Source organism: Paenalkalicoccus suaedae, assembly GCF_006965545.2.
Classification (GTDB): Bacteria; Bacillota; Bacilli; order Bacillales; family Salisediminibacteriaceae; genus Paenalkalicoccus; species Paenalkalicoccus suaedae.
In genome coordinates this window covers 475836-491464 of sequence record NZ_CP041372.2, presented here as the reverse complement: position 1 = coordinate 491464, position 15629 = coordinate 475836, and the positions used below count along the sequence as shown (strand labels likewise).

General features: G+C 44.6%; 17 protein-coding genes, 1 pseudogene and 2 riboswitches. Of the genes and pseudogenes, 9 read left to right on the top strand and 9 right to left on the bottom strand.

Annotated features, from left to right (window positions below):
- Positions 1-102: 102 nt before the first annotated feature.
- A riboswitch (SAM riboswitch) is annotated at positions 103-206 on the top strand.
- 68 nt (positions 207-274) lie between these two features.
- Positions 275-377, top strand: a riboswitch (SAM riboswitch).
- A 65-nt stretch (positions 378-442) separates the two neighbouring features.
- The 6 genes and pseudogenes from FLK61_RS02970 to FLK61_RS02945 form a co-directional block, all read left to right on the top strand.
- Complete coding sequence (locus FLK61_RS02970; protein WP_176008048.1) at positions 443-595, top strand: Fur-regulated basic protein FbpA; 153 nt, start codon at positions 443-445, stop codon at positions 593-595.
- Positions 592-744 (top strand): YezD family protein, encoded by a 153-nt coding sequence (locus FLK61_RS02965; protein WP_176008047.1) that lies wholly within the window; start codon positions 592-594, stop codon positions 742-744. Before FLK61_RS02970 ends, FLK61_RS02965 begins: the two co-directional genes overlap by 4 nt.
- 96 nt (positions 745-840) lie before the next feature.
- Positions 841-1866, top strand: coding sequence for a methionine ABC transporter ATP-binding protein (locus tag FLK61_RS02960; protein WP_176008046.1), 1026 nt, complete (start codon positions 841-843; stop codon positions 1864-1866).
- Positions 1856-2518 carry a methionine ABC transporter permease gene (locus FLK61_RS02955; protein WP_176008045.1) on the top strand — a complete coding sequence of 221 codons (663 nt, stop codon included), beginning with the start codon at positions 1856-1858 and terminating at the stop codon, positions 2516-2518. The genes FLK61_RS02960 and FLK61_RS02955 overlap by 11 nt, the downstream gene beginning before the upstream one ends.
- Positions 2519-2531: 13 nt before the next feature.
- On the top strand, positions 2532-3398 hold the full coding sequence (locus FLK61_RS02950; protein ID WP_176008044.1) for a MetQ/NlpA family ABC transporter substrate-binding protein: 867 nt from the start codon (positions 2532-2534) through the stop codon (positions 3396-3398).
- 2 nt (positions 3399-3400) lie between these two features.
- A pseudogene (locus FLK61_RS02945) lies at positions 3401-4261 on the top strand (M20 family metallopeptidase); the annotation flags it as partial.
- A 334-nt stretch (positions 4262-4595) separates the two neighbouring features.
- On the opposite strand, the gene FLK61_RS02940 reads toward FLK61_RS02945, so the two are convergent.
- A complete protein-coding gene (locus FLK61_RS02940; RefSeq protein ID WP_249777665.1) occupies positions 4596-5639 on the bottom strand; it encodes an NAD(P)-dependent alcohol dehydrogenase in 1044 nt (347 codons plus the stop codon).
- 99 nt (positions 5640-5738) lie between these two features.
- Positions 5739-6245, bottom strand: coding sequence for a GNAT family N-acetyltransferase (locus FLK61_RS02935; RefSeq protein WP_176008041.1), 507 nt, complete (start codon positions 6243-6245; stop codon positions 5739-5741).
- Positions 6246-6725: 480 nt separating this feature from the next.
- On the opposite strand from FLK61_RS02935, the gene hpt reads away from it, so the two are divergent.
- Complete coding sequence (hpt, locus tag FLK61_RS02930) at positions 6726-7253, top strand: hypoxanthine phosphoribosyltransferase (protein ID WP_176011117.1); 528 nt, start codon at positions 6726-6728, stop codon at positions 7251-7253.
- Between the two features lie 29 nt (positions 7254-7282).
- Here hpt and FLK61_RS02925 read toward each other — a convergent pair whose 3' ends face one another.
- Positions 7283-7516 (bottom strand): hypothetical protein, encoded by a 234-nt coding sequence (locus tag FLK61_RS02925; RefSeq protein ID WP_176008040.1) that lies wholly within the window; start codon positions 7514-7516, stop codon positions 7283-7285.
- 513 nt (positions 7517-8029) lie between these two features.
- Here FLK61_RS02925 and FLK61_RS02920 point away from each other — a divergent pair.
- The gene (locus FLK61_RS02920) at positions 8030-8974 is read left to right on the top strand and encodes a sensor domain-containing diguanylate cyclase (RefSeq protein ID WP_176008039.1); all 945 of its coding nucleotides are present in this window, start codon (positions 8030-8032) and stop codon (positions 8972-8974) included.
- Between the two features lie 105 nt (positions 8975-9079).
- Here the strand turns inward: FLK61_RS02920 and FLK61_RS02915 are convergent, their stop codons facing one another.
- The 5 genes from FLK61_RS02915 to FLK61_RS02895 are packed head-to-tail and all read right to left on the bottom strand — an operon-like array spanning position 9080 to position 13620.
- Positions 9080-10219 carry a hypothetical protein gene (locus FLK61_RS02915; protein ID WP_176008038.1) on the bottom strand — a complete coding sequence of 380 codons (1140 nt, stop codon included), beginning with the start codon at positions 10217-10219 and terminating at the stop codon, positions 9080-9082.
- A complete protein-coding gene (locus tag FLK61_RS02910; RefSeq protein WP_176008037.1) occupies positions 10216-11433 on the bottom strand; it encodes a hypothetical protein in 1218 nt (405 codons plus the stop codon). Before FLK61_RS02910 ends, FLK61_RS02915 begins: the two co-directional genes overlap by 4 nt.
- Positions 11434-12300, bottom strand: a complete 867-nt coding sequence (locus tag FLK61_RS02905; protein WP_176008036.1) for an ABC transporter ATP-binding protein — start codon at positions 12298-12300, stop codon at positions 11434-11436.
- Positions 12279-13049, bottom strand: coding sequence for a hypothetical protein (locus tag FLK61_RS02900; protein ID WP_176008035.1), 771 nt, complete (start codon positions 13047-13049; stop codon positions 12279-12281). Before FLK61_RS02900 ends, FLK61_RS02905 begins: the two co-directional genes overlap by 22 nt.
- Positions 13036-13620 carry an RNA polymerase sigma factor gene (locus FLK61_RS02895; protein WP_176008034.1) on the bottom strand — a complete coding sequence of 195 codons (585 nt, stop codon included), beginning with the start codon at positions 13618-13620 and terminating at the stop codon, positions 13036-13038. The genes FLK61_RS02900 and FLK61_RS02895 overlap by 14 nt, the downstream gene beginning before the upstream one ends.
- A 51-nt stretch (positions 13621-13671) precedes the next feature.
- Between FLK61_RS02895 and FLK61_RS02890 the strand changes: the two genes are divergently transcribed.
- Positions 13672-13848, top strand: a complete 177-nt coding sequence (locus FLK61_RS02890) for a hypothetical protein (protein ID WP_176008033.1) — start codon at positions 13672-13674, stop codon at positions 13846-13848.
- A gap of 313 nt (positions 13849-14161) precedes the next feature.
- On the opposite strand, the gene FLK61_RS02885 is transcribed toward FLK61_RS02890, so the two are convergent.
- The gene (locus FLK61_RS02885; protein ID WP_176008032.1) at positions 14162-15139 is read right to left on the bottom strand and encodes a nuclease-related domain-containing protein; all 978 of its coding nucleotides are present in this window, start codon (positions 15137-15139) and stop codon (positions 14162-14164) included.
- Positions 15140-15629 lie beyond the last annotated feature (490 nt).

Sequence of the window (15629 nt, the reverse complement as noted above, 5' to 3'; positions counted from 1 at the left end):
TGATTCTCCATTCGTGCGACTCTCTCAAGATTTTCCTCAATAAGCAGTTGACATTTTAAGGATACTAAGATAGAGTACTGATTATCGAATCGAACACATACACTCTTATCCAGAGAGGCGGAGGGATTGGCCCTACGAAGCCTCGGCAACAGGCCGCATGCGGTACTGTGCCAAGTCCAGTAGCGTTTGTGCTACAAAGATAAGAAGAGATAGTAGTCAACTACCCTCTTCTTGTGAAGTGGGCTTTTTTATATGCTCGAATCGAAAACTGAATACCTTATCCAGAGAGGGGAAGGGACTGGCCCAATGAACCCTCGGCAGCAGGCTACTTGTAGCACTGTGCCAAATCCAGCAGGCGAAAGCCTGACAGATAAGACGCATGTTTGCCGCTTCTTATCGGACGAAGAAGTGGCTTTTTTGCGTACCTAGGGAGGAAAAGAACATGAATGCCTCACAGGAAAGCACAAAGCAACAGCTCATTACACGGTTGCTCGAAGCAGGTCACTTTAAGATCGGTAACCAACAACTATATGAGCTAACGGTGGAGGAATTACGCCAAGCACTAAACCAAACAGAGGAGGTTCGCCTACGATGAGTGAGAGCACCACAAAAGAATCGTATGTCCAGTCCGTCTTAAAACAAATTGAGTTTGGCACAGTAACAGTAACTGTGCACAATGGGGAAATCACCCAGGTAGACGTAACCGAGAAAAAACGATTTCCGAATCAGAAAAAAACAAACTAGCTGCTGATCTGACGACAGAAGGCACCTACCCCCAACACATAGGGGGAGGTGCCTTTTTGCGTCCCAGCAGACTTTTAGTAAAAAGGAGCACATGCATTGATTACATTCGATGAAGTCACAAAAAGCTTTACCACAAATGGAAAGGACATCCTTGCCGTCGATGACGTGTCCTTGACCGTGAATAAAGGAGAAATATTTGGCATTATCGGCTTCAGTGGAGCGGGTAAAAGCACGCTACTTAGACTCGTTAACTTACTCGAAAGCCCAACAAAAGGTCGCATCCTCATTGGCGATCAAGACATTCAGTCATTAAAACCACGGGATCTTCGTCGCCAACGTCAGCAAATCGGCATGATCTTTCAAAACTTTAACCTATTTTCGTCACGGACGGTTTTTGGCAATGTTGCTTATCCACTACGACTTGCACGAAAACCAAAACGAGAAGTGACGCGCATCGTCAACGACATGCTCGACTTTGTCGGATTAAAGGACAAAGCCGATCATTATCCTGAGCAACTGTCTGGCGGTCAAAAGCAACGCGTTGGCATTGCTCGTGCGCTAGCCACGTCACCGGAATTCCTTATCTGTGACGAAGCAACGTCTGCACTTGATCCTGATACAACCGATGATATTCTTCGCTTATTAAAAAAGGTGAATGAAGAATACGGCATCACAATTCTTCTCATCACGCACGAGATGCACGTGATTAAAACGATTTGCGATCGTGTTGCAGTCATGGAGAATGGTCGCGTGATTGAGAGTGGAAATGTATTCAACGTTTTTTCGAATCCACAAACAGCCACGACAAAGAATTTTATTAGCTCTGTATTAAATGATCGACTATCTATTAAGCTATTAACGCATTTACGCAATAGCCATACTAACCCTCTTTATCGGGTCATTTTTAAAGGCGAATCAACCAATCAACCATTATTATCAAAGGTTACACGTAAGTACGATCTAGATTTTAATATTGCTTATGGCAGTGTCAATGAGTTACAGGATCAGCTTTACGGCAACTTAATTGTCGAGTTTATCGGTGATCCAATCGCGGTTCAGCGAGCCATAGAAGAGCTCGCAACAACCGTCGAGATTCGGGAGGTGATCAATCATGGGAGTTGATTGGAGTACGTTTTGGCTCAGGGTTGTGGAGGCGACCGGTGAGACGATTACGATGGTCCTCTTCACACTCGCCTTCGCCAGTATCTTCGGCGTCGCGATCGGTCTCACCTTATATGTCACGCGTGAGGACAATATTTTAGAAAATAAAGTCGTATTCTTTTTCATCAATGTGTTAATCAACATCATTCGCCCAATTCCGTTTATTATCTTTCTCGTCGCTATTACACCTTTAACGAGATTGGTAATGGGTACAACGATTGGAACGACAGCAGCCATCTTTCCTATGACAATTGCTGCTTCGTTCGGGATCGCCCGCATTGTGGAAAATAACCTTGTTGCGATTGATCCAGGCTTAATTGAAGCCGCAAAAGCAATGGGTGCATCCCCTTTTCAAATTATTTATGGTGTCCTCATTCCAGAGACACTCGGTCCACTTATTTTGGGACTAACCTTTGTGACAGTTGCCTTAATCGACTTTTCTGCTATGGCAGGGATTGTTGGGGGTGGCGGTTTAGGAGACCTCGCCATGACTTACGGCTACCATCGCTTTGACGCGTCTGTCATGTTTGTCACCGTCGCTATACTCATTATTTTAGTACAAATCGCACAGTTTGCCGGAAACAAATTATCACGAAAATTCTTAAGAAGATAGGGAGAGATTAATCATGAGAAAAGCAGCATTTTTAACAGGGGCACTTACACTTTTACTAGTAGCATGTGGAGAATCACAAGCATCGGAGGACCGCATAGAAGTCTCGATCGGCGTAACAGGTGCAGACGGTCAGTTCTGGAATTTAATTTCAGACCGTGCTGCAGAGGAAGGTATCGATATCGAGCTAATCGAATTTGCAGACTACGCATTACCTAACACGGCTCTTGTGAATGGAGAGATTGATCTCAACTCGTTCCAGCACTTAGCTTTCCTAAGCCAATACAACGCGGAGTACGATGAAACGATCACGCCAATCGGCTCTACCGTTATTGCACCTCTTGGACTATACTCAACCAACCATGAGTCAATCGAGGATATTCCTGATGGCGGCGAAATCGCGCTACCAAACGACCCCGCTAATACGGGACGAGGCCTCAAAGTGCTTGAGAGCGCAGGCTTAATCACCCTTCGTGAGGATGTAGGGCTTTATCCGACCGTCGATGATATTGAGGAAAATCCAAAGAATCTAGAATTTGTATTAGTCGTTGCGCAACAAACACCACGAGTGTTACCTGACGTTGCCGGCTCTATTATCAATAGTGGAATTGCCACACAGGCAGATATTTTCTTAGACGAAGCACTCGTACACGATGATCCATACAGTGACGAAGCAGCGCCTTATATTAACGTTTTTGCGACACGCGCAGAGGAGAAAGACAACGAAGCCTACCATACTATTGCTCAAATTTATCAAGAGGAAGACATTGCCCAAGCTGTTGTCGACGATTCTAACGGAGGAAATATTGTGGTCGATATTCCACAGGAGGATTTGCAGCAAACACTTGATGAGCTTGTACAAAACTTAAAGGAGGGACAATAATAATGGCGATCCGAGACGAATTGAAAGCAAGAATTGACCAGAAAAAGGACACGTATATTGAGGCTGCTAAGCGGATTCATGGTTACTCCGAAATCGGAAATGAGGAGGTACAATCAGCTGCTGAACTAGTAACACTATTAAAAGACGCGAGCTTCGACGTAGAAACATCGATTGCCGGTCATGAAACAGGGTTTATTGGGAAGAAATCAAGCTCAAAGCCAGGACGTAACATCGTGTTTCTAGCAGAATATGACGCCTTGCCAGGCCTTGGGCATGCGTGCGGTCATAATATTATCGGCACAACATCCGTCGCAGCCGCAATTGCCCTAGCCGATGATCTGGAACAAACCGGTGGCACCGTCTATGTTTACGGGACTCCCGCCGAAGAAGGCGGACCAAATGGTAGCGCAAAAGCAAGCTTCGTCAAAGCCGGACTCTTCGATGAGATTGATGCAGCCTTAATGATTCATCCATCAAGAGAAACAGGGACAACAGGCGCAACACTTGCAGTAGATCCTTTAGAATTTCACTTTACCGGTCGTGCAGCCCACGCGGCTGGTTCACCAGAAGAAGGGATAAACGCGCTAGACGGCGTGCTTCAGCTATTCTCAGGCATCAATGCCCTGCGTCAGCAGCTAGCAAGCACGATTCGCATTCATGGGATTATCACACACGGTGGCGATGCTCCTAATATCATTCCAGACTATGCCGCAGCCCGCTTCTTTATTCGGGCAACGACGTGGGAAGAGGTTGTGAAGACCTCCGAAAAAGTGCAGCAAATTGCTCGTGGCGCCGCTCTGCAAACTGGTGCGGAAGTCGACATTAAACGATTCCAAAACGAAATTCATGAGTTTGTCCGCAACCGTCAGAAGGCGACAGTTTAAATAACGCGATGTGAAAAGCCCCCCATGCGGTGGGGCTTTTCTTGTGTCGCGGTGTCAGGGCTTTGGTTTTAGTTGATGAAGGTTCGGTATAGCGTGTCACTTCTTGCTCGTTTTGGTGGATTGCGCGTCACTTCTCGGAGATTGCGTGTCTCTTCTCCTTCTTTTTGCCGATTTCCGTGTCACTTCTCTTAGATTGCGTGTCTCTTCCCCTAAAACGCTCCCGCAAACCACCCACAAACAGCAAAAAGACTAGGCACGAACTCATGCCTAGTCTCCTTCCCTTTACACACGATCTATCTATTAACGCCCAACCTTAAATCGTCGCCGTATCAATCACAAATCGATACTTCACATCGGAGTCCAACACGCGATCGTAGGCTTCGTCAATGTCATCGGCTGAAATGACTTCAATTTCCGGCTCAATGCCGTGCTTTGCGCAGAAATCGAGCATCTCCTGCGTTTCACGAATACCGCCAATCAACGAGCCTGCAAACGAACGACGCTGCGGGATTAGCGAGAACACGTGTAAATCGAGTGGCTCAGCTGGAGCGCCAACGTTAACAAGCGTTCCATCTAATGCTAAGAGCCCTAAGAATTTATTAATATCCAGCTTCGCGCTGACCGTATTTAAGATGAAATCGAATGAACCAGCAAGCTTCTCAAACGTTTCCTCATCTTCTGTAGCATAGTAATGCTTCGCACCAAACTTTAAGCCGTCCTCTTCCTTCGCAAGCGTACGAGACAGCACCGTCACTTCAGCGCCCATGGCATTCGCAATCTTCACGGCAACGTGACCGAGACCGCCCATACCAACGACCGCAACCTTCGACCCTTTCCCAATATCCCAATGGTTTAATGGGGAAAATGTGGTGATACCAGCGCACAATAAAGGTGCCGCTTTATCTAAAGGTAGCTCGTCAGGGATGCGGACGACAAAACCTTCTGTCACAACGATATGCGTCGAATAGCCACCTTGCGTCGGTTCTCCGTATTTATCCACACCAGCGTAAGTAGGTACATTACCTTCTAGGCAATATTGCTCCTCACCCTTTTCACAGCTACTACATTTCCCGCAAGAGTCGACCATACAGCCAACACCGACGCGGTCTCCGACTTTATAAGCAGATACCTTCGATCCAATATCCGTCACATATCCTGCGATTTCATGACCTGGTACAAGCGGATCCGTCACTTCGCCCCATTCTCCATGAGCGGTATGAATATCCGAGTGGCAAATACCCGCATACTTTATTTCAATCTGCACATCGTATTCATCTAAATCACGACGCGTAATTTCTACCTTCTCAAACGATTCTTTCGCTCCACGTACTCCTCTTGCTTTAACTGTTTGACTCACAAAAAAACCTCCATCCATATGTGTGATGTTCCGAAAAACTCTTTCACAAGAGTCTCATTCCCGCATTCAGAGCACCATCAAACATAGAGGAGGCATTTCTTATTTTTCTAGAACTGCTTTATAATCCGTCCATTCGTAATAAGTTGCCTCATGGAAGCCATCGGCAATCTCAATATCCTTCGTGCAATATTCGCGTCCACCAAAGCTACCATAAAAGCTAGCAGATTTATTAGCTGAAAGCACCTCCACTTTCACTCGCTCCGCATTTTCCTTTTCAAAAAAGGCAAATAGTTGCTGCATCATTTCACGCCCGATACCACGCCCTTGAAATCCCTGCAGTATATAAATAGCGCCGATCTCGCCCTCACACGTCTTCGGATCAATCCGACCAGACGCAAAGCCCACGATCTCCCCATCCACTTCGGCAATGATCACATTTGCATGCACCTTCGGAATCAGGTATTCCCAGAGCTCCTTACGACTCTCATATGATAAACTCGCTAAATAATCATCCGGTATGATACCTTCATACGTTTGTCTCCACGAATCAACGTGGACCTTTGCAATACCCATTGCATCCTTCATTTCCGCTAATCGTAATTTCACTGCATCCGTCTCCAATCTTTACCATATCCTGCATTATTCCGCTTCCCTAAAAACACAACCTTCACACGCAAAAATCCTCTTAAAACGCAAAAAGTAAATAGAGCACCGCTACAATCGACAGCACACCGCTAATCATCATAATGAGAGACTGCTTCTTATCCACAAGCCAGCACCCCTTTTTATCCTATTTTCTTTGGCTTAACCACATTACCCTTTTTTCGACATTAGCCTGCCAATACCCTTGTTGGTAGCTAAGAAGGACCCTCGCGCTATACACTAAAACACGAACATTCCTGTTAGGCGATAGCTAATCAATCATATATTTATAGTGTAAAACCCTTAATTAATAAGGATATAGCTTAATTTTCTAAAATAGTAGTGGTCTTATCATTCGGAAATTGACAAAAATAATTATTTTACTATGAGTGAAATCATGGTAGGATAGAGACGATGAAAAACGGACAAAAAGGTGGAATTAAGATGGCATATGAGCTTGATGGAACGATGATTTCAGAGGAGCAAATTAAGACGCGCGTGAAGGAGCTAGCAGAGCAAATCGAGAAGGATTTTCGCGGCGAGCCTGTCGTATTAATCGCTGTGTTAAAGGGATCTTTCGTATTTGCGGCTGACTTGATGCGTGAGATTTCGCAAAACGTGCAAATCGATTTTATCTCCGTCTCAAGCTACGGCGACGCAACAGAGACAACGGGTAAAGTACGTCTTTTAAAGGATCTTGATAGCAATATCACGGGTGAGAATGTGGTAGTTGTCGAAGATATCGTGGACAGCGGGTTAACGCTTGATTTCCTCGTTGATCATCTGCACATGCACAAGCCAAAGGAGCTTAAAGTATGTACACTCTTAGATAAGCCCGAGCGCCGTCAAGTAGAGCTGCAGATTGACTACGTTGGCTTTGAGATTCCAGATCGTTTTATCGTTGGCTACGGGATTGACTATGCGCAACGTTATCGTAACCTTCCATATATCGCTTCTGTAAAAGAAGTGTAAAACAAAACCGCAGCGGTTGCTGCGGTTTTTTACATGACTGCTAAAATATTTTGGATTAATACGGCTGCAATAATAAAGGTAACAATAAACGTCGTATAGGCCCATACGCTCTTTTTGCTAGCTTGAAATTCTTTATAGCCAAGGTAGCCACATGCGGCTGTAGCGATAGCAAGTGCCGTTATTGTGACGGCTATATTTTCGAGCGAAAAGGCGACGAGCATAAGAAGTATAGCGATAGTAATGGCAATGTTAAATCGTTTCATCGGTGATCCCTCCGAGGCTATTGTAGCATAGGCGTTCTGGTAATAGGGAGGTTTAGAGCGGACCTTCGGTCCTCCTACGCTTACTGGCGGACGCGTTCGGCAGAGCTACCTCAACTATTTCAGTCGTCCAGCGGCCGCCTGAAAGGATTTTCGGATACGCGTAACCCCCCTCTGCCTGAGTCGCTACCAGACGCTTCGGAGGACCGAAGGTGATTCAACACACCTTGACTACTTATTATTATAGATCTTCTAGGCGTAAGTTCGTTGCCTAGCTTAAGAACATGCTGGTCTACTTTTTGGTGTGTCGTTCATTTATTTTGTCTACTGTTCATTCTTTTAAGTGGTTAATTAAGTTGACTTCATAGAATAACGCTTTCATCTGACTTTTAAACCATAAAGGATGGATTCAAGTAACAAATACTACCCAAACGTTTAAGTGACGTAAAATGAAAACGATTTCATTATTGTTACAAATGATGTAAACTTAAATTAAACCCGGAGGTGAGATAGCATATGAGTTTATCCCATTTTGAGATCGCTATTTATCGCCACTTAGACCAATTAACGACAGACGTCTTAGAAATCACAAAGGGCGTATTTCCCGATTTGACCTTATACATCAATGCACTGACAGATTATGAACAAATCACCATTAAAGTAGCAGAACACCACACATCAGTAAAACTAAAAGAGGGCGACATCTCTGATTTGTCAGGTGCACTTTGCCATCGTGTAGATTTTGAGAATCAAAAGCCTTTAATTTATGAAAATATTGACCAAGCAAAAGATTTAGGAGACGCCCGAAAATTGTTAAATGATGTGAATATAAAAGCTTATTTAGGGATTCCGATCGTGTTAAATTCAGGAGAACGATTTGGTACCTTATGTGTGGCAAATGACGAGCCGACTACATTTAAATCTGAAAGCGTTCAACTAATTCAAAGAATTGCACGATTATTTTCGTTCTATATTGAGATACAATATGAAGCCTATCGCGATCACTTGACGAAGGTGTATAATCGGTCATTTCTTGAAGCCGTGTATCCTTCCGTGTCTAACGACAAAGGTATCATTGCTCTTCTCGATTTGGACGGCTTTAAACTAGTAAATGATCGCCTTGGTCATCAGGTTGGTGATGAGGTATTAATGGAGGTCGCAGAGAAACTTAGAAAACATACGATTGGCAGGTCATCATTTGTTGTAAGATTAGGCGGTGATGAATTCGTTATGTACTGGCCTCAAGAATCAGCAGAGACGATCAACCAACACTTATCTAATGTGTTACAAGATTTCAAATCATGGGACGTCGACATAAAGGAATGTCAATTATCTGCTAGTATTGGTGCAGTAAGTTTTGAAAAGCAAGAATTATTAAAGGTACTTAAACAGGCGGATGACGCCTTGTATCATGTAAAAAAATCTGGTAGGAACAATTATAAGTTAGAGCATTGTGATTAACGACATTATCCCCCGCGAGTTTTAATCTAGCGCGGGGGTTTAAGTATTATTTTGACATTCTGACGACTAATCTCCCGAACAAAGCTTCCTTAATCGCAATGCTCCCTACAAATCTTTTTTCTGTTCACGTAGATACGTCCACGTAAATGTTGCTATTGCTAGTGTGACAAGTGTTGCTATTAAGACTGGCATCGTCCAAGGGTTTCTATATAGACTGAAAGGATACTCAACGATGCGAGAAGAGATGCCCCAAATAAAGAGGCTGACTAGTATCGTTTGTATACTAAGCTGAGCGATGACGCCAGATTGAATGTGAGAAAGCGCTAGCGCAAGCACGGCGTACAGCATGCCCATTGCATAGAGCAATCCGACCGATAAGAGAATGTACTGTTGCACGGTCATGTCGATCCATTTGGGGTCATATCCAAAATGAGCGACGTCCATCCCCCAAGTTAATTGCAGACCCTGATTCACATACATATACCCTAAGAAACTAATGAATAGAGTAATAAAAAGGAACGAAAGCAGAAGTCCTGTACGCCATTTTGTCCACGCAAGCCTTCGTCCCACCTTTGATGTGTATAGTAGAGATGTCGTGTTGCGATTAGTGTCTCGTAAAACTGCCGGTGCTAGTAAAAGTGATAGTGTGGTGAGCATACTAACACCTGAGAAGTAAGAGATTCGTTGAATATTATCTACGATCCGTGTTTGGTACGTTCCATATTCGTAGCGGTTTTCAAGTTCTGCGTATCGCTGCTGTTGTGCTTCTGTATAAGATGGGTGCTCACTTCGAAGCGGATACTCTGTACTCTCTTCATACACATGCAATCGATAGTTAAGTTGCGTTATTCGTTGATAATCATCCGCTAAATCACTCTGGTTAATTGCATTATACATGTCCCAATATTCCTTACTGCCTCCACTTAATGCAACAATATCATCAATGTTATCTACCCCCATTGCTTGGACTTGGGGAAGAGTGAACAAGTCTGGAGTAAGAGCTAACTTTTCCTCCTCTAATTGAATCCAAAGGTCGTCTATCATTTTCCCTGCGATTGGGTGAGGTCCGAACTCTTGGATCCACTCTGACTCTAGCTCAAATGTAATTGCCTCTGAACCATTCGGAAAGTATTCGAAATAAAATTCGATAAATAGTACGTAAAATGCTACATTCACAAGCACGATCAGAAGTATAATCGGCCAGCTCATCATTTTTTTGCATTCATTCCAAAACACTCTCATCACGCTTTCACGTCCTTTATCATGTAAAATCTTGAGCTGCGCCATACTACTAGCATGCTGATTGTGAGCCAAATTCCTAAAGTAATAAAAACAAATTCGCGTAATCCCATAGGACTAGAAGAAACTTCGGTAATTGCACCAAGATTAAATAATACATACATAGGATTAAACATAGAGAGAAACATGACCTCACCAGGGAAGACTCCTATAAATGGCAGTGCAATTAAGTTCAAAAATAGTACAAGGACAGCAACTGCTGCTACATACGTTTGTGGAATCCAAATGGTAGCCGCAAACGTTGCACCTGCAATAACGTAACTACTTAGGAAAACTAGTACAATCACGTATAGTAAATACTCTAAAAAGCTCATACTAAACCAATGGATAGCTGGACCATCCATGCGAAGCGTGAATACATTTGTGAGTGGAGCCTGCCATACATTTGCGTAATTAAAAACGGTAAAATAGACGAGTAACGTCATTCCTAAAATAGTAAAGATCAATGCGGATACCCCGATAAATGCCGCAAGTAATTTTTTATAAAGAAGTGGACGTCCTTGCTTCGTTGCTAAAATAGTAAGTTCTGTTTTTGCATCTCGCTCGTATCCTACGATGAGAGCTACAGTATAGACGGATAAAATAATTAGTTGCATACATACGAAAGTGAATAAATCCTTAAACAGGAGTGTATTTATAGAGGAACCTTCTAGAAAATACCATGCTTTATGTTCCTCCGTTGCCATAATTTCATGATAGCGTTCGGTAGCACGATTAATGTTGACCTGCTCGATAGAACTACCCATACTTCCTAGCTGATAGTTTTCTGAAACCTGCCCCTTGAGTACCTCAGGATCATACCCCTTAAAGGCTTCCACTCCATGCTTTGCAAATAGTAGATACGTATAAGTAATGTTTAAGCGCCTATCTTGTTCAGCATCGTAAATGGAGCGATCGCGTCCATCCTCAAAGAAATCTGCCAATGCTTCTTCTCCTGGAGAAATAGATTGCACCTCTTCCATTAAATCGGTCTCCATTTGCTCTAGAGACTCGTCGGTAAACGTTGGTCCGTACCAATCAACCATGTCGTTCGCTGCTTGAACCTCTTCCTGCAAATACGAATGACTTATAATAAAATACGCATTAAACCCTAAAAACACCGTAAGCATAACAAAGAGCGCTCGCGTGCGAAGGAGCTTTGTGAGCTCATACCAAACCATTTAGCTCACCTCTTCTTCGCGGTACTCGTATAAAAAGACATCCTCTAGTTGCGGCTCCTTTTGCTCCCAGCCTTGCATCGCTTCCTCCGCAATTAGGCGAACGAGCATCCCGTTTTGCTCTTGCTTTTCTGCTAAGACGACGTGGTCACGGCGAATAATTGGTAGTCGTTCGAAGTCGACTTTCCCTTCGTAAACGCGACCGTTTAGGCGCTCGCACAGTTCACCCACTGATTCTTTATATAGAAGACGTTGGTTTTTAATCATGATAATTTCGTTTGCGATGGATTCGACGTCAGAGACGATGTGCGTCGAGAGTAGGACGATACGCGTGCGTCCAAGCTCTGATAGAAGGTGTCTAAATCGTGCACGTTCCTTTGGATCAAGACCTGCTGTTGGTTCGTCTAGCACTAATACTGTCGGATCATTCAACAGCGCCTGCGCGATTCCGACGCGCTGGATCATTCCTCCCGAGAACTTTTTCATCTTCTTTTTCTTCACGTGTAAGAGCGCGACCTGGTCCAACACTTCCTCGATCCGCGCTTTCGCCGCTTCTTTTGGCATCCCTTTCAGCGCCGCTAAATAGAGCAGATACTGCGTCGGCGTGTAGTGCTTGTAGTAGCCAAAATGCTGTGGCAAATAGCCGATGCGACTGCGGTACTGCTCGTCTAACTTCAGAATTTCCTCCCCTTTAAACAACACGCGCCCGGACGTCGGCTTCATGAGTGTGACAAGCATCTTCATGAGCGTTGTCTTCCCCGCTCCGTTTGGTGCTAAAAGACCGTATACCCCGTTTTTCAACTCTAAACTAACGTTATCTAATGCTAAAAAGTCCCCATATTTTTTTGTTACCTGTTCCACTCGAAGCATTCGTGCATTCCCCCCTGCTTTTTTTGAGAAAATCGGATTAACTGGTCACTCATCACGATCCCACTAGCGAGTAAAAGACCGGCTAATAGAAGCGTTGGTGTGGTTTCTAACAAATAGGTGTAGATGGTTGGCTCAAAGATTAATAAGCTCAGGTGGCCGATGGTCCAGAGGACGATGTAGCTTGCGGCTGCGAGCATGGTGTACCTGCGTCTGACGGCGAAAAGGAAGCCGATGGCGAAGACGGTGAGTGATAGTCCGGACAGGGTAAAGATGCGCCAGATATCGATAGGTAATGTCGTTGCATAGATGAGGCCCGTTGCGCTGTTTAGGACGATTGTCCAGAGGCCGATGAGAATCATTTTGAGCGTAAAGATGTGATAGATTGTGTATTTCATGGTCATTTCGAGTTCGATGGTGCGCGCCTGCATTTTGATGACGATGGAGATGACGAGTAGCGAGCAAAATAGGAGCGGACTCGCGGCGACGATCATGCCTAAAAGTGGCGTGAGGCTACCTCTCACAAATGTCTCGCTAATTAAGGATGATGAGAATAGAAAAAAGACGCTTAGAATGATCGCAATAAGGGCTTCCTCCTTGCCCATGATCGCGCGCATTGGTAGCTCTCGTAGCATCGCTTTGAGTAGACCGAGAAAGCTTGTTGGCTGCGGCATGCCTTTCGTTAAGATAAGGGCACGCTGCTGTTTTTGTTTATCACGTGATGGGATGACGAGCGGCTCATGCTTCTTCATGATAGTATCCCTCCAGTTTGCTACGCAGGCGTTTGATCACCTTGTAGTAGTTCGTTTTAACGGTTGATTCTGGTAGATCGAGCTCGGTTGAGATCTCGGCAAACGTATAGTCTTGGAACAGTTTATAGCGCATGATGTACTGAATTTGCGTGGAATATTCAGCGATACATGCCTGCACGACGGCGTACTGTTCTTTGGACACGAGTGCGAGCTCGATATCGTTATGTATGGTTGCAGCTGCGGCTGTGGTCGTAGCTGGGTCATCGATCTCGTCGGTTAAATTCGCTCGACTCACTTGAGCGTATTGCTTAGAGCGGAAATAATCGACGCAGGCGTTTTGTGCTACGCGATACAGCCATGTGCGAAAGCTAGCCCGCTCCGGATCGTAGTGCTCAATCCCCTGCAGCATTTTGATAAAGATCTCCTGCGTCATGTCGAGCGCCAGGTGCTTATCAATCATTTGCCGATACGCAAAGCGATACATCTCTTCGTAGTATTTCTCTATTAACTTGTCTGCGCTCTTTTGATCCGCCTTCTTTTGAATTCGGCGAATCCACCTTTGCTCGTTCATCACTCTCACATCGCTTTCACAGACTATATTCGAAGTGGTGGGGGAAATAGTTTGGATTATTTTAGATTTTTTAGAGGTGGTTCTGCACCGCTTTCTGGTTGTGCTGAATTTAGGCGGGGTGGTGCTAAATTGACGGATTGGAGTGCTAAATTCAGCTTGGGTCGTGCAAAAATGCCGGCAGTTTGTGCCAAAACAAACGGACTTTGTGCAAAAAAGGGAATTAATTAGGATACTCAAACTGCCACTCTACGCGGGTGAAGCTGGTATTAACGCGCATATTGTCGTGTGCATTGAGGGTGTGCCAAATTACCGGTGAGTGGTGCTTAACTTAGACGGTGTCGTGCCAAAATGATGGTGCTTTGTGCCAAATTTAAAGCATGTTGTGTAAAAAAGTAAGAAGAATGGTAATACAGAATAGGCTTCTCTCTTTGATATACATTTAATGTATGTAATACAATCATCAACATACATATATTAACAGATTTTAACGTGTCTGTGTTCATTTAAAAAGGGAACGACGTCACCGCCGCTCCTCTCACTTTTATGGAATGATCTCTCCTCTAAAAAATGGAGACAGGTCATATCTTCTATGATAACGGTCGCCAAGATGTGGAAGGTTAACTTCATTTAACATCAATTGTGACAAGTAGCGCGATGAAAGGTGTGCAAACTCTAAAAATTCCCGAGTGGAAATCGTTGATTGCTTTAATAACGCATAATCATAGAGCGCTTGCCGATATGCAGAGCGGTCCCTTCTACCACACCTACACACCCAATGAGGGCGACTGTAGCTCATGAGCTTTTTACACGCGGGACAACGTACGCCGCTTTTAATGTAAGGTGCGTAAGCAGTATTGTCAGAGTAAGACGGAAGCTCGTAGACGTGATGCTGCACGAGGTGCTCGTAAAGCGCACGGACGTCAGCCATTGTCCCCCAAGGGTTACGATGTTGAGCAAACAAATCGTGAAGTCGGTCGTGAAGCCCTCCTGGTCGGCAAATGTAGGGAAGTGTGCTGGCGCGGCTATTCGCGAGCTCAATGGGTGTGCTGTTGTTGGAGAAAATTACGCATGGCTCGATATGAATGGGCGGGAATCCGTGAAGGTTGAGCCAGGTGGTCAATTTACGAACGGCACGTTTAACTTGCTGAAGTGGGTCTTCGTAGGTAGCTAATTCGTTGTCGTAGAGTCGAGTGATCTGTTGCAGATCGGGATCATAAGTGACGGTCCCAGCATATTGCTTTACTTCGGTAACGAGTATAAAGTTGGTCGTTAGGATGAGGCCGTCGAGTTGAAAGTGGTGGGTGCCATAGGGTAGTCGTACGTCGCGCAGGTAGATGTGCTCGTTTACTGTGTAATCTTCGAGATAATACTCGATCGAGCGTTCTCCCCTCACGCCGGCTCTTGCGGAGAGTAAGGATTTTTTGAGCTCCGGCTGGAACTCCTGAGGTAATCGTACGTGTAAGGCTTCGGCGATGTGGAGCCGAAGCGGTGGTACATAGCGAGCAATGTGTTTGGTCAATAAATATGCCTCCTTTTGGTTGTGAGTTTTATTATATAGCGAATTGATAAATTTTACATTTATGGAGTCGGTTTTTTGGATGAAAAGTGACTTTTGTTTATGAATTACATCCAATTATTTTACTTTTTTGCACAAGATGCGTTTGTTTTGGCACCAAATGACGGCGTTTTTGCACCACGCCCGCTATATTCAGCACCACCGTCCAGCAATTTGGTACACCCTTAGTGAACACGACAACCTGCGCGATACGGCCAGCACTTGCCGCGCTGAATGGCACTTACATCATCCTAATTTATTCCCTTTTTTGCACATAGTCTGTTTGTTTTGGCACAAAATTGGCTACACTTTTCACAGGTGGTCTGTAATTTGTTACACGCACTCATCAGTTTGTCACAGACCCCCACTAATTTAACTCACCACAACCAATCCACGACCTAAGGCCCCCTATCATCCTATGCTAATACGTAGTATGATAGGTAGATATGTAAAC